At 68.9% G+C, this 19,352-nt stretch carries 17 protein-coding genes, 1 tRNA gene and 1 pseudogene; 10 read left to right on the plus strand and 9 right to left on the minus strand.

The window, feature by feature from the left end; all coding sequences use genetic code 11:
- Position 1 precedes the first annotated feature (1 nt).
- The 3 genes from B4V04_RS18540 to B4V04_RS18550 all read right to left on the minus strand — a co-directional run bounded on the left by B4V04_RS18540 (position 2) and on the right by B4V04_RS18550 (position 2,789).
- A complete protein-coding gene (locus tag B4V04_RS18540; RefSeq protein WP_498233121.1) occupies positions 2 to 805 on the minus strand; it encodes a basic amino acid ABC transporter substrate-binding protein in 804 nt (267 codons plus the stop codon).
- Between the two features lie 120 nt (positions 806 to 925).
- The gene (locus B4V04_RS18545; protein ID WP_498233122.1) at positions 926 to 1,819 is read right to left on the minus strand and encodes a COX15/CtaA family protein; all 894 of its coding nucleotides are present in this window, start codon (positions 1,817 to 1,819) and stop codon (positions 926 to 928) included.
- A gap of 514 nt (positions 1,820 to 2,333) precedes the next feature.
- Positions 2,334 to 2,789, minus strand: a complete 456-nt coding sequence (locus B4V04_RS18550; RefSeq protein ID WP_123112544.1) for a DUF5814 domain-containing protein — start codon at positions 2,787 to 2,789, stop codon at positions 2,334 to 2,336.
- A 106-nt stretch (positions 2,790 to 2,895) separates the two neighbouring features.
- On the opposite strand from B4V04_RS18550, the gene B4V04_RS18555 reads away from it, so the two are divergent.
- The 3 genes from B4V04_RS18555 to B4V04_RS18565 all read left to right on the plus strand — a co-directional run bounded on the left by B4V04_RS18555 (position 2,896) and on the right by B4V04_RS18565 (position 3,750).
- Positions 2,896 to 3,258, plus strand: coding sequence for a hypothetical protein (locus B4V04_RS18555; RefSeq protein WP_498233123.1), 363 nt, complete (start codon positions 2,896 to 2,898; stop codon positions 3,256 to 3,258).
- Positions 3,258 to 3,587: a hypothetical protein gene (locus B4V04_RS18560; protein ID WP_498233124.1), complete on the plus strand. Its 330-nt coding sequence runs from the start codon at positions 3,258 to 3,260 to the stop codon at positions 3,585 to 3,587. Before B4V04_RS18555 ends, B4V04_RS18560 begins: the two co-directional genes overlap by 1 nt.
- 90 nt (positions 3,588 to 3,677) lie before the next feature.
- Positions 3,678 to 3,750: transfer RNA gene (locus B4V04_RS18565), tRNA-His, on the plus strand.
- Positions 3,751 to 3,892: 142 nt separating this feature from the next.
- Here B4V04_RS18565 and B4V04_RS18570 read toward each other — a convergent pair.
- The 3 genes from B4V04_RS18570 to B4V04_RS18580 all read right to left on the minus strand — a co-directional run bounded on the left by B4V04_RS18570 (position 3,893) and on the right by B4V04_RS18580 (position 7,465).
- Positions 3,893 to 4,627: an MBL fold metallo-hydrolase gene (locus B4V04_RS18570; RefSeq protein ID WP_498233125.1), complete on the minus strand. Its 735-nt coding sequence runs from the start codon at positions 4,625 to 4,627 to the stop codon at positions 3,893 to 3,895.
- A gap of 81 nt (positions 4,628 to 4,708) precedes the next feature.
- Complete coding sequence (locus B4V04_RS18575; protein ID WP_498233126.1) at positions 4,709 to 6,424, minus strand: sensor histidine kinase; 1,716 nt, start codon at positions 6,422 to 6,424, stop codon at positions 4,709 to 4,711.
- Between the two features lie 60 nt (positions 6,425 to 6,484).
- Entirely contained in the window at positions 6,485 to 7,465 is a 981-nt protein-coding gene (locus B4V04_RS18580) for a calcium/sodium antiporter (RefSeq protein WP_498233127.1), read from the minus strand.
- Positions 7,466 to 7,602: 137 nt separating this feature from the next.
- On the opposite strand from B4V04_RS18580, the gene B4V04_RS18585 reads away from it, so the two are divergent.
- The 3 genes from B4V04_RS18585 (at position 7,603) to B4V04_RS18595 (ending at position 10,288) form a co-directional block, all read left to right on the plus strand.
- Positions 7,603 to 8,235 carry a hypothetical protein gene (locus B4V04_RS18585; protein ID WP_498233128.1) on the plus strand — a complete coding sequence of 211 codons (633 nt, stop codon included), beginning with the start codon at positions 7,603 to 7,605 and terminating at the stop codon, positions 8,233 to 8,235.
- Positions 8,232 to 9,302, plus strand: coding sequence for a DUF7972 family membrane protein (locus tag B4V04_RS18590; protein ID WP_498233129.1), 1,071 nt, complete (start codon positions 8,232 to 8,234; stop codon positions 9,300 to 9,302). Before B4V04_RS18585 ends, B4V04_RS18590 begins: the two co-directional genes overlap by 4 nt.
- A 440-nt stretch (positions 9,303 to 9,742) precedes the next feature.
- A complete protein-coding gene (locus B4V04_RS18595; RefSeq protein ID WP_498233130.1) occupies positions 9,743 to 10,288 on the plus strand; it encodes a DUF7282 domain-containing protein in 546 nt (181 codons plus the stop codon).
- 494 nt (positions 10,289 to 10,782) lie between these two features.
- On the opposite strand, the pseudogene B4V04_RS18600 reads toward B4V04_RS18595, so the two are convergent.
- Positions 10,783 to 12,458: pseudogene (locus B4V04_RS18600) on the minus strand (Na+/H+ antiporter NhaC family protein).
- Between the two features lie 256 nt (positions 12,459 to 12,714).
- On the opposite strand from B4V04_RS18600, the gene asd reads away from it, so the two are divergent.
- Entirely contained in the window at positions 12,715 to 13,761 is a 1,047-nt protein-coding gene (asd, locus tag B4V04_RS18605) for an aspartate-semialdehyde dehydrogenase (RefSeq protein WP_498233131.1), read from the plus strand.
- A 55-nt stretch (positions 13,762 to 13,816) separates the two neighbouring features.
- Entirely contained in the window at positions 13,817 to 14,029 is a 213-nt protein-coding gene (locus B4V04_RS18610; protein WP_498233132.1) for a hypothetical protein, read from the plus strand.
- Positions 14,030 to 14,064: 35 nt separating this feature from the next.
- Here B4V04_RS18610 and B4V04_RS18615 read toward each other — a convergent pair whose 3' ends face one another.
- Positions 14,065 to 16,041, minus strand: a complete 1,977-nt coding sequence (locus B4V04_RS18615) for a 3-hydroxyacyl-CoA dehydrogenase/enoyl-CoA hydratase family protein (protein ID WP_498233133.1) — start codon at positions 16,039 to 16,041, stop codon at positions 14,065 to 14,067.
- A gap of 161 nt (positions 16,042 to 16,202) precedes the next feature.
- Between B4V04_RS18615 and B4V04_RS18620 the strand changes: the two genes are divergently transcribed.
- On the plus strand, positions 16,203 to 16,799 hold the full coding sequence (locus tag B4V04_RS18620) for a DNA-3-methyladenine glycosylase family protein (RefSeq protein WP_498233134.1): 597 nt from the start codon (positions 16,203 to 16,205) through the stop codon (positions 16,797 to 16,799).
- An 18-nt stretch (positions 16,800 to 16,817) separates the two neighbouring features.
- Here the strand turns inward: B4V04_RS18620 and B4V04_RS18625 are convergent, their stop codons facing one another.
- Entirely contained in the window at positions 16,818 to 18,167 is a 1,350-nt protein-coding gene (locus B4V04_RS18625) for a putative ATP-dependent zinc protease (RefSeq protein ID WP_498233135.1), read from the minus strand.
- Between the two features lie 133 nt (positions 18,168 to 18,300).
- On the opposite strand from B4V04_RS18625, the gene B4V04_RS18630 reads away from it, so the two are divergent.
- Positions 18,301 to 19,338 (plus strand): succinylglutamate desuccinylase/aspartoacylase family protein, encoded by a 1,038-nt coding sequence (locus B4V04_RS18630; protein ID WP_144796621.1) that lies wholly within the window; start codon positions 18,301 to 18,303, stop codon positions 19,336 to 19,338.
- Positions 19,339 to 19,352: the final 14 nt, after the last annotated feature.

The following is a 19,352-nucleotide window of genomic DNA, read 5'->3' on the forward strand; positions in this document are numbered from 1 at the left end:
CCTACTCCTGCCCGAACCAGGTGCCGGTTATCTCCTCGTACGTGCCGTCATCGCGGACCGTCGCGAGGCCGTCGTTCAGCGCCGACTGGAGTTCCGACTCGCCCTGGCGGAGGCCGAAGCCGAACCGCTCGCCGGTCTCCTCGACGAACGCGATCGTCACGTCGCGGTTGGCCGCGAACGTCTCGGCCACCGGGTTGTCGACGACGACGGCGTCGATGTTGCCGTTTTCGAGGTCCTCGACCGCGAGGACGTAGCTCCCGTACGTGCTCGCGTCGTCCTCGGCGATGATCCCCGGTTCGACGAGGTTCGACTGGACCTGGTCGGCGCCGGTCGTCCCCGACTGCGCGCCCACGCTGACGCCCTCGAAGTCCTCCCAGCCCGACGGCTGGAAGTCGCCGCCCTCGCGCACGAGGATCGCCTGGTCCGACTCCCAGTAGGGGTCGGAGAAGGCGATCGTCTCCTGGCGGTCCTCGGTGATCGTCATCGCGGCCGCGATGACGTCGATCTCCTCGTTCTGGGTGAGCGCCGGGATGAGCGAGCTGAACTCGAAGGTGGCCCACTCGCCGATCTCGTACTCGGTCTCGGCGACGACGGCCTCGAGCAGATCGATGTCGAACCCGACGAGCTCGCCGTCCTGCTGCATCTCGAACGGCGGAAACCCCGGCGCGGTACCGGGCGTGATCGTGGTGCCGCTCCCGCCGTCGCCGAGGCACCCGGCGACGCCGGACAGTCCGACGGCGCTGGCGCCGCCGGTCAGCTTCAGGTACGTCCGACGACTCACGTCGGTTTCCGTGCGGTATGACATATCGGTGGGAGAACGGGGACTGATTTCAACCTTTCCTCCGCGGACGGGCGTCTCGCCGGTCGTCGTCCGAATCTCACCCGATCGATCCGGCGAATCGAAGAGGGCCCGCCGTCGGTCGGGTCAGTCGCCGCCGATCGGCTCGGTAGCGGGTCCGGCGCCGTCGGCGTCGCGGGCGACCCACGCCGCGCCCGCGGCGAGCGCGGCCGCGACGCCGAGCGCGACGAGGTTAATGCGTGCCCAGCCCGCGGTGTACAACACGAGATCGCGACCTAACAGGAGCGTCACGACGAGCGCGGCCATCGCGCCGGCGGCGAGCAGGCGGACCGTCCCGGCCGTCGAGCGGCTCACGCCAGCGTACCCCGACCGGACCGCCTCGGTGGCGAACGCGACCGTCGCGACGAGCCCGAGGTGGCCCGCGAGCCCGGTGATATAAAACCCGGCCTGCGCGCCCGGCGAGTACGTGACGAACGGGACCGCCCGCGAGAAGACCGCGCTGGCGACGATTCCGGCGAGGCCGACGGTCGTCGCGATCCGGAGAAGCCGCGCTGATCCCCGGCCGCCGCCCCAGATGGTCGCCAGGCCGAGCAGCGTGAAGATCGTCAGCGCGACGATCAGGTGGGCCGCGTGCGTCGAGACGGTGTAGCCGCCGGGGACGAGCCCGCCGACCGTGACGGTGATCGCGCCGACGGTGATCTGCAGCGGGAGGATCGCGACCGCGAGCGTCGCCGCGAGCCGCGTCCGGCGGTCGAAGCTCCCGAGCCACGTCCACCCCGCGGTCCCGATGATGAGGAACCCGGTGATCATCGCCCACGCGCGGTGGAACCACTCGATGAAGTCCGGGTTGATCGTCAGCGCGGGGATGAGCTGGTCGGAGCAGAGCGGCCACTGGGCCTCGCACGCCAGCCCGGAGCCGGTCGCCGCGGTGTAGACGCCGAGCGCGAACAGCGTCAGCGTCATCCCCGTCGTCGCCGCCGCGTATCGCCTGAAGGTCAGCCACGCGGGCCGAAGACTCATTAGCCGAGTTCGGGCGCGAGCGCACTTAGACCGTTCGGACGCTCCAAACGGGCGGGAACGAGACCGAACGAAGAGGACGGGTGTCGCGACCGCCCGAAAGCGCCGACTGCTTATAAACGAACGGCGCGGTGCCGTGCGGTGGCGCACGCCGTGAGCGGGCCGAAGGCCCGCGAACGACCGTGCGAGGGACGCGGTGAGCGCTCAAAGAGCGCGAACCGCGAGGTTGGGGAGGTGTGAGGTGCTGTGCGGAGCGGTGTGGGGGTGGACTCAAAGGGGCAGTCGCGACGACGAAGGCGGCCGAAGTAAGCACCGCAGCGAGTGAGCGGAGCGAACGAGCGAGGAGCGCACCGAGGCCCCCGAGTCGTCGCGACTGGGGCTTTGGAGTTGGTCACCGCGCTGTCAACGAGCGGTTATAAGTAAGCGGCTGGACTCGGCGGCCGTCCGTCGCGCAGTCGCCAGCGACAGCTTATAAGCAACCGACGACACCAACAGAACCGCAGTCCCGATAAACGTCCTATCCCGACAGTTCGCGCTTCGCTCGCCGCGCCCGTTCGGACATCTCCTCGTTGCCCTCGACGTCCGCGAGGGTCTCGACGGCCTCCAGGTTCCGCACCGCGTCGTCAAGGAACGAGAGCACGTCGCCGGTGTACGCGTACACCATGTAGTCGTCCGTCATCACGTCCACGATCGCCTGCGGGCCGAGCCCCTCGGCGCGGAGCTCCAACACGTACCGCATGAACTTCTCCTCGGGACAGCCGCAGTAGGGGTTCGCCTGACAGTCGCAGTCGAGAAAGTCCTCGGCGAAGTCGAGGATGCGGTCGCGGGTCGTGGAGTCGAGCTTCGAGAGGCCGTCACCGGTGAACAGCATGTCGAGGGTCGCGCCGGCGAACGCTCCCTTCGGGATGTTCGTCTCCAGCTGGGAGGCGAGTTGCCGGTGGTTCTTCACGTAGATCTTGTCGGTGAACGCCACGGTTGCCCTCGGATACGCCGGCTGGCAGTAAAAACGGCGTGGTCGTCGGAGCGTTCGGATCCGGTACGGCCATACACTTATTTCAAAAGCACACGAAGTACATTACATGCCAGTTCGCATCGATGAGTTCGAATCCGGCGACTTGCCGGGGGGTCCGAGCGTCCCGGAGCGCGTGGTCGCACACCTCTATGCGCATCGAGACAAGGCATTTACTCGCTCCGAGATCGCCGCCGAGATCAGCGCCGACGCGAACACCGTCGGTACAGCCCTGTCCCGCCTGAAGCAACGCGATCTGGTCCGACACCGCGGCGAATACTGGGCGATCGCGGCGGATTTGGACCGGGTGCGGGACGCGTATGCGCTTCACGAGGCCAGCGAGCGCCTCAACGATGACGACGGCGGTATCGACCCGGAGACGTGGGACGACGCGGCACCGGACGAACCGCACCCCAGCGAGCGCGAGGAGTGATGCGACCGGAGCGCGGCGACGTGATCCGAAGCGTGGACCCGTTCAAACTGGGCGAGGATCGCCAGCGTCCGTGGCTGATACTCAGCAACCGGTCACACCCGTTCGGTGACGAGCAGTTCATCGCGGCCGCCGTTTCGACGAAGGAATACTCGGAATCGATCGCACTTTCGTCCGACGTGTGGGAGATCGGTGGCGTTCCGCGCGACTCGTTCGTCTCGCCGTGGGCGGTACACTCGCCCCGCAGCGAAGACCTGATCGCGTGGCAAGGCCGAGTCGAGGACGACCTCGTCGACCTCGTCGTCGATGCGCTCGACGCGTATCTCCGCTGAATCGATCGACTCTCGGGACGGCACCCGGTCACACGCCCGTCCGGGAGTCGTAACGGTTATTTATCAAAGCGGGATAGATATCGACGCGTGTCCGGGTTAGGGTAGTGGACTATCCTTCAGCCTTGTGGAGGCTGAGACGCGGGTTCAATTCTCGCACCCGGACCTTCTGAGGAACGTAGTGACGAAGAAGGACGGAAGGCGAGATTGAATCACGCGAGACGAGCGAAGCGAGTCTCGCCTCGGGTTCAATTCTCGCACCCGGACCTTCTCGCGGTAGGCGATTCTATTCTAACACAGCCGCGCGACTAGAACTCGATCCGCTCACCGTCTTCGGGAACCGCCACGCCCTCGGTCTCCGACCGCAACTCCTCTCGCGAGAGTAGGCAGTGGTTGATCGCCTCCATGTGGACCACGGCGACCGCGGCGTCGGTGGCCTCGCGGACCGCGGCGACGTCGTCGATCCCCATCGTGATCGGCTCTCCCTGATTGAACCGCGCCGCGCCGCCGTTGAGGACGACCGCGTCGGGGTCGAACCGCGCTAGGGTCTCCGCGACCGGCTCGTACCAGACCGTGTCGCCGGCGAGGTACAGCGTCTCGTCGCCCGCGAGGACGAACCCGGAGACGGGGCCCATCTTCTCGGCCAGCTCTCCGTGCCCGTGACGGCCGGGCGTCCGGTGGAGGTCGACGCCCGCGAACGACGCCGCGTCCTCGACGGGGCGCACGTCCGTGAACCCCTCCTCGACGAACGCGTCCGCCTCCTCCGGCTGACAGAACAGCGGGACGTCCGGGTCGAGCGCCTCCTTCGCCGCGTCGTCGAAGTGGTCGGGGTGGCGGTGGGTGACGATTACGGCGTCGTGCGACAGGTCCACGTCGGGCATCGGGACGAGCGGGTTCGCGCGGTCGTTCGGCGTGTCGTCGATCGGCGGCAGCGCGCCTTGAGACGCGAACAGCGGGTCGACGAGGAAGGTCGTCCCGCCGACGGTCGCGAGGACCGTGGCGTTGCGAGCGAGGGTGACGCTAACGTCGGGGTTCGTTGCCATGGATGTCCCTTCGGCGAGCGGGCGGTTGTGCGTTGCGCCGGGACCGGCGCCGTCGACCGATCGGCGCTCCGGTCGGTGTGCTCACTCGGGTGACGGCGGCGGACGCACCGACTCCGCGGATTCCGCCGGCCTGCCGTCGCCCTCGCCGTCGGCTCTCGGGAGCTCGACGACGAAGGCGGCGCCGCGCGGCTCGTTGTCGTCGACCCAGACGTCGCCGCCGAACTGCTCGGTCAGGACGGACACGAGGTAGAGCCCGATCCCCGACCCGGAGCTGTCGATGCCCTTCCTGCCCTTACCGAAGAGCTCCGGGCGAAGCTCGGTCGGGATACCGGGACCGTCGTCGACGATTCGGAACCGAACGCGGTCCGCCGTGACCTCGCCCTCGACGGTCACCGTCGGTGTCTCGGTGTCGTTGTGCTGGACGGCGTTGTTGAGGAGGTTCCGGAACACCGAGGCCAGCATCCCGTTGGCGCGGACGGTGACGGACGGGAGCTCGCCGACGACCCGGAACGTCGCCTCGGGGAACGAGTCGCGCGCCGCCCGGAGCTCGCCTTCGAGCAGCTCTGCGGGATCGATCGGCTTCGTCTCGGGAGCGACGTCGTCCGCGAGCGAGTCGACGAAGTCGCGGGCGAGCTCCGTGAGCTCGATGACGTGCTCCGACTTCCGCAGCACGCGTTCGAGCGCGTCGCGCCCGTCGTCGTCGACGTGGTCCCGGAGCGTCTCGGCCCACCCGTGGACCACCGCCATGTCGTTGCGGATGTCGTGGCGCACCACGCGGTTCAGCGCTTCGAGCTGTTCGGTTCGCTCCTCGAGGCGGAGCCGGTACGTCTCGCGCCCGGTCACGTCGTCCACCGTGAGCAGCTCGCCGCTCGTCGCCCCGCCGGACGTGAACGCGTTCCGGGAGACCTGGTAGAAGCGCTGCCTCTCGCCGGAATCGACGCGGATCACGTCGTCCTCGCCTCGGTCGACCGCGAGGTGCGGCAGGACCGCGGCGAACGGCTCGCCGACCGCGTCGCGAAGCTCCGGGAACAGGAGCCGAGCGGCGCGGTTGAAGTCGCGGACGCGACCGGTCTGGTCCAGGAAGACCGCGGCGGCGTCGCTCTCGGCGGCGAACTGGATCGTCTCGAACCGTCGGAAGTAGACGTACAGCGTGCCGAGCGCGAACAGCGCCACGCCCGGCGGTTCGTACATCAGCGGGAGGAGCCGCGGGGACGAGGCCCCGAAAACGGTGCCGACCGTCGGGATCGCGGTGGCCGCGACGAGCGCGATCAGCGGCCGGCTGTCGGTGCCCGTGTAGAAGAACTGTTCGAGCAGCATGAAGAAGCCGACGGCGATGACGGCGTACGAGAGCCCGAGCACCGCCCAGTAGAGGAGCCCGTGCCGGATGGCCAGGTGCGGGAACGGCTCGGTCGTCCACGCCGTCGAGAAGTAGAGCCCGTGGACCGGGTTCGTGAACTTCAGGAGGACCGTCGCGGCGAACACGGTGACCGCAGCCCGCCGGTAGGGGGCGTGTCGCGGCGACCGGCCGGTGTAGGCGGCACAGAAGTAGAGCCACGCGGCGACCGCGAACAGCGCGAACACGAACCCGACGATGTAGAACCCGACCTTCGCCGCCTCACCGGGGGCGACGAGGTACCCGACGTAGCCGCCCGCCCAGAGCGTCACGGCGAGCAGCAGGGCGACGAACCCATCGCGCGTCTCGGGATGGCGAATCTGCAGCGCACGGGGGACCGCCGCGGCGCACGCGAGCGCCGAGGCCGCGAAGACGGAGACGTGAGCGAGCAAGACCGGGTCCATGTGTCGAACGTGGCGTACCTCGGCGCGGCGTCCGATAACGGTTCGGATGTCGCCGCTGACCTACCCGAAGATCCGCAGGAGTCCGAGCGTCCACCGCGCCAGCTCGGAGCAGACGAAGAGGACGCCCTCGGAGCGGGAGAGACGCCGGCCCGACCACAGCGCCGCGACCATCAGCACCGTGAGGACCGTCAGCCAGAGCAGCGTCTCGATCGCCGCACCCCCGACCGCGAGCGGACGGATCAGCGCCGCGATCCCCAGGATGCCGAGCACGTTGAACACGTTGCTGCCGACGACGTTGCCCACCGACATCCCGACGTGGCCCTGTCGCATGGCGACGACCGAGACGGCGAGCTCCGGCGTCGACGTGCCCGCCGCGACGATCGTCCCGCCGATGGCCCAGTCCGAGACGCCGACGCCACGGGCCAGCGACGACGCGGCCTCGACCATGAAGTGCCCGCTGACGAGCACGAGGGCCAGCCCGCCGACGAGCAGCAGCGCGTCTCGGGCGCGGTGCGAGAGCCGCGTCGGGACCGCGCCCGTGACCCGCGAGTCCGTGTACTCGGTCTCGATCGAGTGCGCCGTGCTCTCGTCCCGGATCAGGTACAGCGTGTACGCGGCGAACGACCCGACGAGGAGTGCTCCCTCGCCGGCGGTGACGGTCCGGTCGAACAGGACTGCGACCCCGGCCAGCGTCGAGCACACCAGCGCGACCCCGTCCCGGTGGACGAGCGACCGCTCGACCGGGATCACCCGCAGCAGCGACACCGCGCCGAGGATGAAGGCGAGGTTGTAGGCGTTCGAGCCGACGACGTTGCCGACGCCGATCTCGCCGAGCCCCGCCAGCGCGGCGTCGACCGTCACGACCAGCTCCGGCGTCGACGTGCCCATCGCGACGATCGTCAGCCCGATCGTGAGTTCGCTCACGCCGAAGCGCCGCGCGATCCGCACCGCCGAGTCGACGAGCGCGCGGGCGCCGATCCACAGGCCGCCGACGGTGAGCGCGACGACAGCGACCTGACCGGCCGCCGATCCCGGGGCCATGCGTGCGACACGTCTCGGACGGCGGTATTAAAATCCACTCACGGCGCCCGATTCGCTCGAACCGTTCGCGTAACGCACCGTGTACTTATGTGTCGGACGGACCTCGTGTCCCCCGTAATGTACGGACGTGAGTCGCCGTGAGACGCCGGGACCTGGTCCGAGCGGGAGTCGCGGTCGGCGCGGCCGGTCTCGCGGGGTGTGCGAGGGGCGGCGACGAACCGGCGTTCACCGAGGGGTTCGAGGACGGCATCGGCGACTGGGAGGCCGGCGCCGCGATCGGTCCCGAGGTGGACCTCGAGGACTTCGCGTGGGAGGTCGGCGTCTCCGAGGAGGCGGCAGCCGCCGGCGAGCGCTCGCTCCGGATCTGGAACCAGGGCGACTACGACGACGGCGTCACGTGGGCCGTCCACCCGGTCCCGATCGACGCCGGCGGGTCGTATCGGATCGAGGTGAGCGGGCGGTTCTGGAGCGAGTCGGAGTCGTTCAACACGATCCGACACGCGCTGATGCGGCTGGCCCCGGAGCCGCCGGAGACGGAGGAGGACTTCCCGCAGCCCGGACTCAACACGACGGATCTCGGGGAGACGCCCTACGGCGGGCTTCGAGACGCGCTGTGGCTCGCCGACGGCTGGCGCGACTACTCCTTCGAGTGGACGACGCCGGAGCTGTCGACGGACGCGCTCCACCTCGCCGTCGGCACGGCCGTGATCTGGGAGGCGGACGCGACTCACTACGTCGACGACCTCTCGGTGCGCGTCGAGGCCCGATGACCCGCGGGACCGACGGCGCGGACGACGCGCCGGACGATAGCGCCGGCGACGAGACCGCCGACACGATGCGCGGGCGGGCCGGCGAGAGCCGGGTGAAGCTCTGGCTCCTGCTTCGGGCGGACCGGCTCGTCGTCGCGGGAGTCCTGACGCTCACCGTCTTCGTCGCGTCGGTCGCGGTCGCCGCGGGGGTCTCGCCCTCGCTCGCGGAGAAGGTCGGGGCGAAGGACCCGATCGAGACGCTGTTCTCGGCGATGATCACGGCGATCGTCACCGGGGCGACGCTGGTCGTCACGATCGGCCAGCTCGTGCTCACGCAGGAGAACGGGCCGCTCGGCGACCAGCGGGAGCGAATGGACGGCACGCTCGCGGTCCGGGACTCCGTCGCGGACCTGACCGGCTCGCCGGTCCCGACCGACCCGGCCGCGTTCCTCGACGCGCTCCTCGTGGCCGCGACGGGACGCGCTCGCTCCCTCCGCGAATCGGTTCACGAGCGCGATGGCTCCGACTTCGACGACTCCGACGGGACGGACCTCGGAGCGGACGTCGACGAGTTCGCCGCGGGCGTCGTCGGCAACGCCGACGCCGTTCGCGGTCGCCTCGACGGCTCGGAGTTCGGTTCCTTCGACGTGGTGTTCGCCGCTCTCGATTTCAACTACGGCCGGAAGCTCGGGCGGATCGAGCGCATCATCGACGACCACGGCGAGGCTCTCACCGACGAGGAACGCGACCTGCTCGAAGAGCTCCGGGAGGCGCTGTCGCTGTTCGGCCCGGCCCGCGAGCACGTGAAGACGCTGTACTTCCAGTGGGCGCTGATCGACCTCTCGCGGCTCATCCTGTACGCCGCGGTGCCCGCGCTGATCGTCGCGGGAGCCATGGTGGCGGTCGTCGACGCCGGGACGTTCACGGGAAGCGCGCTCGGGATCGACCACCTCACGCTGGTCGTCGCGGGCGCGTTCGCCGTCACGCTGCTTCCGTTCTCGCTTTTCGTCTCCTACGTGCTCCGCGTCCTCACCCTCGCGAAGCGGACGCTCGCCATCGGGCCGCTGGTGCTGCGGGACTCGGAGTAAGCGAGCGCAGCCGCTCCGGGGGACGGGGATGTCGCCCGCGAAACTACCGGGTGGGAGTTCACTAACAGACCCGGTGAGGGAGTACGCGGCCGTCACGTCGCGGCCGGACGGGCACCGTTCACCGGAGGATGCGTTTGAACTTGAGAGTTCGTCACACGGGAATCCGGATAACGGCTGAACGGGGCGACTGCTTCGATCGCGTCATTCCGACTACTCCGTGTCGGCAACTGAATCGTCGATCCAAGGTCGTCAACGAGCGTCGCCCAACCCCTACTCCACACGCTGACTGCTCGACTGTGGCATCCGATTATACCTGAAATACTGGTAAAAATACCCGAATATACTTGAATATTTTTGGCTGATTGGGCAAATAATTCAAAGATACCAACACTAATCCGTCTTGCATATAGAATTTGCATTGCCGAGGGAGACGAGAGAACATGACAAAATTCAAAGCATTTTCGCGACGGGACGTACTGGGAGGGATCGGCGGCCTGACAGTGGCGGGACTGGTGAGTGGTACCGACTTCGCTTCCCACGAGGAAGGGTCCGGAGAGAAAAACTTCGCAGAAATCGCTTTCAGCGACCAGCGGTCGGACGGAACCTCCGTGACCGTGGACCGGACCTACGTCGAACAGGACGGGTTCATCACGATTCACACGTGGGATTTGGTTACCCAGCAGGACGGGGCTGGATCGCTGATCGGGGCGTCACGGTTGCTCGAAGCGGGGGAGAACGGCGAAGGGAGAGAGTATCTGGACGAGACCGTCGAACTGTTTGACGCTGACACCGGCGTGTTGCCGGAGGTCGCGGAACAGGAGCGGCTCAAGGAGAGCCAGACGTTGATCGCGGTTCCCCACAGGGACATGGACCACAGTGAGAAGTTCGATTCGTCAGTCGACGTTCCGTTTTCGAAAGGGAGTCGGCTCCGGACTGACCTTCCGGCCGACGGCGCAGTCAACGACGTAGCCGACGTGAACCTCTAGCGGTACGACACTGGTAGTCGCTACTCACGACGACGACTAACCGTTCGTCAAGCATTTTTTGAGAGCGGTACGTCGTCGGTCGCCGAATTAGTCGAACTCGACCAATGATTCAGCTGAATCGGTGTTCGTCGCGCCCGCATCAACTGTTCCCCGAGATACAGCCGGCGTAACGGTTCCCACGAGATAATTGGTCTCACCGATGGCCGGCTGTTCGAGATCCGATATATCAGTTATAGATAGCACTACTGCAAATCTGAGATGTCGCCCGCAACACTAACGACCGGTCTCATCTCTGGCGGCGTGCCGCGTCGACCGGGAAACCCTCGTGGCGGGCGGTCGCCTGCGCGGCGACGGGCGGGTCGCGTCAGCGACCGGATGTGACGCGCCTGGGTTCTCCGCGCTGTCATCGCTCCCATCGGGGAGTACTCGGGCGGGGACTGAGGGCGCGCAGTCGGACGTAGCCGACGGACCGATTTAAACGGTCCGCCCCGCGATCAGTCGTCCTGCTCGGCGCCGGCGACGACCACGCGCTCGCCGTCGTCCGCCTGCCGCTCCGAGACCGAGACCGGGTCGATCCCGCGGCGGGAGGCGTCGAGCTCCGAGAGGCCGTACACGAGCCCGGCGAGCAGCAGCGCGCCGATCGGGAGCAGGGCGAGCGGCGTCACGCGGGTGAATCCCCAGACCACGAGCAGGACGGCGACCACGGCGGCGACGGTGACCGCGTAGTAAATCTGCGTCCGGACGTGGTCGATCAGGTCGGCGCCGGTGAACGTCGCCGAGAGGACGGTCGTGTCGGAGATCGGCGAGCTGTGGTCGCCGAAGATGGCGCCCGAGAAGATGACGCCGACCATCGCCGCGACGAGCGTGTGGCCCGCGGCGCCGCCGCTGATCTCTCACGCGATCGGGATCGCGATCGGGGTGACGATCCCCATCGTCCCCACGAGGTGCCGGTCGAGAAGGCGATGACGCCGGCGACGACGAACACGAGGGCCGGCAGGAGCGCGGGCGAGACGGAGCCCACGGCGAGGTTCGCGACGTACTCCCCGGTCCCCAGGGCGTCGATCGCCCCGCCGATCCCCCACGCGAGCACGAGGATGGAGGCCGCGGTGAGCATGATCCCGAAGCCGTCGATGGTGTACGCGGTCGCGTCGCCGAACCCGAAGATGTCGTAGACCCTGCCGAGGACGAAGCCGCTGGCGACCATCGCGAACGAGCCGATCATGAGCGCCACCTCGTACGAGGCGTTGAGCGCGGCGTCCCACAGCCGCCCGCCGGCCGCGCCGAACTCGCCGGCGAGGAGGTCGCCGCCGAACCCGACCGGCGAGAACTCGCCGGACCACAGCGCGGTCCCGATCGTGACGGCGACGAGCACCGCCACGGGGACGAAGAAGTTGGCGAGCCGCGGGGTCGACGCCGGCGGCTCCCCGAGCTCGCCGGCGACGTCCTGCATCGGCACGGCCTCGTCGCGGGTCACCCTCCCCGAGGTCCACGAGCGGTGCTCCGCGGTCAGCATCTCGCCGTAGTCCCGCCCGGAGCCGACGATCAGGAGCACCATCACGATCGCGAGAATCGCGTACATGTTGAACGGGATCGACGAGACGAACACCTCGAACGTGCCGGGGCGGTTCGCGGCGTCGACGCCGGCGGCCTCGTACCCCTCGGTGATCAGCGAGAGCTGGAACGCGACCCACGAGGAGATCCCCAGCGTCGCCACCGGTGCGGCGGTGGAGTCGACGATATACGAGAGCTTCTCGCGGGAGATCCGGAGGCGGTCGGAGACGTCCTTCATCGCCGAGCCGACGATCGCGGTGTTGGCGTAGTCGTCGAAGAAGAGGACGATCCCGAGCCCCCAGGCGACGAGCCCGGCCTGCCGCTGAGAGTCGAGGCGCTCGAGCGCCCAGTCGCGGACCGCGGCGGTGCCGCCGAGGTTCCACACCATGGCGACGCCGGAGCCGAGCAGCAGGGTGAACACGAGGATGGTCGCCTGGAACTCGTCGGACACCGCCGCGACGATCCACTCGAACGTCTGGACGATCCCGAGCCCGCCCGTGACGATGACGGCCCCCGACCAGACGCCGAGGAACAGCGACAGCACCGCCTTGCGGGTGATCACCGCCAACACGATCGCGAGCAGCGGCGGGGCGACTGACAGCGCTCCGAAGTCGGTCATAGCCGCCACCACTCGCGCGAGAGTATTTAATACCACCTCGTGACCATGAACTGACGGATCGACGGGAATCTATCCCGATCGCGAACCGATCGCGTGTCGATGACGGCGGTGGTGATCGTTCGTCGCTCGATCCCCGTTTCCGTAGGTGGATCCGAGATCCGTCGAACCGCGGTGTCGGCCGGTAGTTCCCGCCCGCGACCGGCGGTATCGGCGCGTATCCGAACGCACTTACGTCCCTGTGACCGACCCACGCGCAATGTCTGTACGAGTCGGCATCCTCGGTGCCACCGGCGCCGTGGGTCAGCGGTTCATCCAGTTGCTCGACGACCACCCGACGTTCGACCTCGCCGCCGTCACGGCGAGCGCGGAGAGCGCCGGGAAATCGTACCGCGAGGCCGCCAAGTGGCGCGTGGACACGCCGATTCCCGAGGGCGTCGCGGAGATGGAGGTCGCGGAGACGACGCCCGCGGGGGTCGCGGACGCCGACGTCGACCTCCTGTTCTCGTCGCTCCCCTCGGGGGTCGCCGCCGAGGTCGAGCCCGCCTTCTTAGAGGAGGGGTACGTCGTCTCCTCGAACTCCTCGAACGACCGCATGGCCGCGGACGTCCCGCTCACGATCCCCGAGATCAACCCGGGACACCTCGACCTGATCGAGGTCCAGCGCGACGAGCGCGGCTGGGACGGCGCCCTCGTGAAGAACCCGAACTGCTCGACGATCACGATGGTGCCCACCCTCGCAGCGATCGACCGGTTCGGCTTAGAGAGCGTTCGCGTCTCCACGCTGCAGGCGGTCTCGGGCGCGGGCTACTCGGGCGTCACCTCGATGGAGATCATCGACAACGCCATCCCGCACATCGGCGGCGAGGAGGAGAAGATGGAGACGGAGTCGCGCAAGCTCCTCGGCGAGTTCGACGGCGCGGAGGTCGACCTCCACGGCGCCGACGTGGCCGCCTCCTGTAATCGCATCCCCACGCTCGACGGCCACCTTGAGAACGTCTTCGCCGAGTTCGCCGAGGACCCCTCGCCCGCGGACCTGCGCGAGGCGATGCGCTCGTTCGAGGGCGCCGGCTCGCTCCCGAGCTCGCCCGACCAGCTGATCAAGGTGTTCGGCGAGGACGAGCCGGAGCGCCCGCAGCCCCGTCTCGACCGCACGTACGCGGACGGGATGGGCATCGTCGCCGGCGGCGTCCAGTCGACGGACGCCGGCGCGAAGTACAACTGCCTCGCGCACAACACGATCCGCGGCGCGGCGGGCGCCTCCCTGCTGAACGGCGAGCTGCTCGTCGAGGAAGGGTACGTCTGAACGAGCCGACCGCGACCGTCAGAAACTTACTTCTCCGCGTTCCGCTCCCGACGCTATGTCAGAGACGACCTCCGAGCGGTCCCTCCGCAGGGGCGTCGCCGTGCTCCTCGTCCCGCTGTCCGGCGCGACGACCCTTCCCGGATTCGTCGAGTCCGCGCTGCCCGGCGTCTCGGACGTCCTCGGCGCCGCGCTGTTCGTCGTCGCCGTCGCCTACCTCGTCGGCAGCGTCGGCCGGCAGGTCGCCGCGGCGGCCGACACGCCGCTGTAGTCTGGCGACTGGAAGGCCTCAGTCCCGCGGCGGCCCTACTTCCCCTCGAACTCGGGCTCGCCGTCGCCCATGAACGCCGTGACGCCCTCCATGAGGTCGTCGGTATTCATCACGTGGCCGAAGCCCATCGCCTCCACCTCGAGGCCGGCTTCGGCGTCGGTGCGGCCGGCGTGCATCGCGCGCTTCGCGTACTTCTGGGCGATCGGTGGGCCGCCGGCGAGCTGCTCGACCAGCTCTCGCGAGCGCTCGTCGAGCTCGTCGTTGGGGACGACCTCGTTGATGAAGCCGTATCTCTCCAGCGTCTCGGCCTCGTAGCGGTCGGCGGTGAGGATGATCTCCTTCGCGCGTCCCTCGCCGACGATCCGAGCGAGTCGCTGAGTGCCGCCCCAGCCCGGGAGGAGTCCGAGATCGATCTCGGTCTGGCCGAGCTCCGAGCGCTCGGAGGCGACCCGCATGTCTGCCGCGGTCGCGAGCTCCATCCCGCCGCCGAAACAGTAGCCGTCGATGGCCGCGACCACGGGCTTGTCGGAGCCCTCGAGCTTGCCGAACGTCTGCTGGCCCTGACGCGAGAGCTCGACGGAGTTTATCGGGTCGCCGCCGCCGGCGGCCATGCTCTGTAAGTCGGCGCCGGCCGAGAAGGCCCGGTCGCCGGCGCCCGACAGCAGGATCGCCCGGACGTCGTCGTCGGCGTCCAGCCGGTCGATCGCGTCGGAAAGCTCGTCGATCAGCTCCCCGTTGATCGCGTTCATCCGGTGCGCGCGGTCGATCTCGACGTGGCCGACGCGGTTTTCGACGGTCACGTTGAGTGTCTCGTAACCGGCGAGGCCGTCGCTTCCCTCGGCGCCGTCCCCGCCGTGGAACCCGCCCGCCGTCGCGGCCTCGCGGAGGTAGTCGGTCGCCTCGTAGCGCGCCTCGCCGGTCTCCTCGCGGAGGTCGTCGAGGACGTCGACGAGGTCGGCGAGCCCCTCGTTGTCGGCCAGCTTCGCGGGACCGTCGGGGAAGCCGGCGCCGAGCATCACGGCGCGGTCGATCGCCGGCGCGTCGGCGACGTCGTTGCCGATCAGCCCCGCGACCTCGTTGGCCATCACGGCGAGCAGGCGCTTCCGGACGTCCGCGTCGATCTCGTCCGTGGGGATCTGGACGCCGCCGCCCTCGTAGTCGTAGAACCCCTTGCCGGTCTTCTTGCCGAGCTCCTCGCCCTCGAACTTCTCGACGAGGAGCGGACAGGGACGGTACGCCTCCCCGAGGGTCTCGTGCATGTACTCCAAAACGTGGTATCCCACGTCGATGCCGACCTGGTCGGTGAGCTCGAACAGGCCCATCGGGAGCCCCACGTCGAACTTCGTCGTGGAGTCGACCGCCTCCATCGTGGCGTCGCCGGACTCGACGATCCACGCCGCCTCGTTCATCAGCGGGACCAAGATTCGGTTGACGATGAAGCCGGGGCTGTCCTTCCGGACGCGGACGGGGGTCTTCCCCATCTCCTCCGCGAGCCCCTCGATCAGTTCGAGGGTGTCCTCGGACGTGTGTTTCCCGGAGATGACCTCGACGAGGTCCATCCGCACCGGCGGGTTGAAGAAGTGCATCCCGCAGAACCGCTCGGGACGGTCGGTCACCTCGGAGAGCTCCGTGATCGAGAGGCTGGAGGTGTTGGTGACGAAGACGGCCTCTTCGGGGGCGTACTCGATGACCTCGTCGTACACCTCCTTCTTGATCGCCATCTTCTCGGGGACGACCTCGACCACCACGTCGGCGTCGGCGAGCGAGGCCTCGAGGTCGACGAACGTCCGGACGCGGTCGAGCGCCGCCTCGGCCTCGTCGTCGCCGATGCGGTCCTTCTCGGCGAGCTTGCCGAGCGACCACTCGATCTGGTCGTAGCCGTCTTGGACGAGCTCCTCCTCGATGTCCCGCAGCGCCACGTCGTAGCCGGCGATCGCGGCCACCTCCGCGATGCCGTGGCCCATGTTCCCGGCGCCGAGCACCGTCACGTGCTGGACGTCTTCGAGTTGCATACGGCAAGGGTCGGAACCGCCATGGTTGAACGTTTCCATCTTCCAAACGAGAAACCTGCGGTAAGTTTATCGAAGCGACGGCGAGGGCGAGCGCGACGTCGAGCGCGCGACCGCCGCCGCGACCGAAACGGTCGGGTGGCTCCGGCTCGAACGTCGGGGCGATGGACGACCGAGTCGCGGCGACACTGCGCGAGGACCCGACGATGGCGGCGCTGATCGACCGGCACGGCCCGCTCGCGATCGAGCCCGCGGACGACGAGTTCGCGCGCCTCTGCACTTCGATCGTGAACCAGCAGCTCTCGACCGCCTCCGCGGCGGCCATTCACGAGCGCTTCGTCGACGTCCTCGGCGGCGACCCGACCCCCGATCGCGTGCTCGCGGCCGACGAGGACGCCCTGCGCGAGGCCGGGCTCAGCGGCACGAAGGTCGAGTACCTGCGCGAGGCCGCCGGCGCGTTCCGCGACGGCGACCGAGACCTGACTCGCGAGGGGCTGGCGGGCGCGAGCGACGAGGACGTCGTCGACGCGCTCACCGGAATCCGCGGCGTGGGGGAGTGGACCGCGCGGATGTACCTCATCTTCGCGCTCGGCCGCGAGGACGTGCTCCCGCTCGGCGACCTCGCGGTGCGGAAGGGGATCGAGCGGGTGTACAACGACGGCGCGGAGCTCTCGCGGGCGGAGATGCGCGAGATCGCCGAGACGTGGCGCCCGTATCGGAGCTACGGGACGCGGTACGTCTGGGCCGAATACGAGTCGTAAGCGGGGCCGCGGGGGCGGCTATTCCTCGAGTATCTCCCCGGCCTCGTCGCGCTCCGTCTCGTCGGTGTCGGCGCGCCGCCGGACGTCGACCCGGTAGTCGGTGAGGATGTCGCGGCCGAGGAGGAGCGGGTACTCCATGTGGCCGCGGTCCTCGACGCTGGCCGTGACGGTGTGCTGGTTCCCGCCGATGCCGATGACGAGGTCGACGACGGGGCGGGCCTTCCCGCCCTTCACGCTGCCCGACTTGACGCGTGTCATGCTCTTGATCGGGCCGGCGCCGATCTCGGCGGCCAGCTGCGTGTCGATGCTCGTCCGCGTCGCGCCCGTGTCGGACTTCGCGAGCGCCTGCGTGGAGCCGGAGGTGCCGGTGACGACGACCTCCTCGATGTAGCCGATGTCGGGCTGTTCGGTCGTGTTCGGCTTCGGGGCGGGAGCGCAGGTGGGCCGCGAGTCGTCGAGGGTGGCGGCGATGCGCTCGACGTCGTCGTCGTCCACCTCGCCGTCGACCCGCTCGATCGCGAGCCTCGCGATGTGCGGCGCGGGGCTCGTGCCGGTCGCCTCGTAGAGCCCCTTGAACCCGGCCGTCGGGTTCACCTCCAGCACGTACCAGCCGTCGTACCCCTCGACGAGGTCGACGCCGGCGTAGTCGAGGTCCATCACGTCGGCCGCGTACAGCGCGGTCTCGGCGGCCTCGTCGGGCATGTCGTCGGTCGCGTCCTCGACCGCGCCGCCGAGCGCGACGTTGGTGCGCCAGTCGCCCTCCGGCGCGTAGCGGTACATCGAGCCGACGATCTCGTCGCCGACGATGTACACGCGCAGGTCGCGGTGCTTCTCGTCGTCGCGGTCGATCAGCTTCTGGAGGAACGCCTGTCGGTTCCCCACCTTCGGGTTCACGCGCTCGGTGAGGTCGACCTTCCACGTGCCGCCGCCGTGCGTGCCGATGGCCGTCTTGTAGACGCCGACCTCGCCGAAGCGCTCGCGCCCCTCGTTGAGCCGGTCGTTCGAGAGCGCGAGCAGCGCGTCGGGCACCCGGATGTTCCAGTCCGCGAGCGTCGCCGCCGTCGCGAACTTGTGGATCGACGCGAGCACGGCGTTCGGCTCGTTCAGCATCGGTCGGATGCGCTCGAACGTCGTCGCCAGCCCGAGCAGCTCCGCGGGCTGGTCCGTGTTCGAGAGCAGCAGGCGGTTCGCGATGACGTCGACCGCGGGCTCCACCGAGACGTCGCCGTCGTCGACGCTGATCGCGGCGTTCTCCTCGCGGAGCCAGACGGGCTCGTGGCCGAGGTCCTCGACCGCGTTGCAGATCGCCTTCGTTTCCTTGCTGTTGTGTAACGACAGCACTCCCACCCGGACCGTGTCCGAACTCATGGGCGCACCTGCGCGGGCCCGGGTAAAAGGTCGCCCGATCGGAGAGCGGCCCGACCGCCGACCGGTCGGGAAGGCGACGGGTCTCGATCGCCGGGTCGTCATATATATACCACCCCGCGCGCTCCCTCGTGACATGAGCGACGACCGGGTGTTCACGTACAACGGCGGCGCGGTGCCGCCGGGCGAGACGCAGAACATCCGCTACGGGATCAGCGAGACGTACCTCGGCGACCCGGTCCGGATCCCCGTGACGATCGTCAACGGCGAGCGCGACGGGCCGACGGTGTTCCTCACGGCGGCCGCGCACGGCGACGAGCTCAACGGGATCGAGGTGGTCCGCGAGGTCGCCCACGAGTGGGACCTCTCGTCGCTGTGCGGCACCCTCGTCTGCCTCCCCGTGCTCAACGTCCCCGGGTTCATCGCGCAGCAGCGGTACCTCCCCGTCTACGACCGGGACCTCAACCGCTCGTTCCCCGGCGAGGCGGGCTCGACGAGCTCGAAGCGGATGGCGAACCAGATCTACTCCAACTTCATCGCGCCCTGCGACTTCGGGCTCGACTTCCACACCTCCACCCGGGGCCGGACCAACATGCTCCACGTCCGCGCGGACATGGCCGACGCAGGCGTCCACCGCCTCGCGATGGCGTTCGGCTCGAAGGTGATCATCGACAGCGACGGGCCGAGCGGCACCCTCCGCGGCGAGGCGACGGCCGACGGGACCCCGACGATCACGATCGAGATGGGCGAGGCCCACCGCTTCCAGCGCCCGCTCATCGACGACGCGCTCGGCGGCGTGCGCTCCGTCTTCGCCGAGTACGGGCTGCTCGAGACCGACACGGTGCGGTGGCCCGGCTGGCGGACCATCGTCGCCGGCGCGGGCGAGAAGACGTGGCTCCGCGCCGACTCCGGCGGTATCGTCGACACCCACTACGAGAGCGGCTCGCTCGTCCGCGAGGGCGACCGGATCGCGACGATCACCAACCCGTTCAAGGAGGACGCGGTCGGCATCGAGGCCCCCTTCACCGGGCTCCTCATCGGCCTTCTCGAAAATCCCGTCGTCTACCCCGGCAACCCCCTCTGTCACCTCGTCGAGATCGACGAGGCGGTCCGCCGCGCGATCGAGACCGGGGACGCGCCGACGCCGGTTGGGCAGCCGGAGTCGGCGGACTGACCCGTCGGAACGGC

Source organism: Halorubrum sp. B52 (assembly GCF_059752555.1).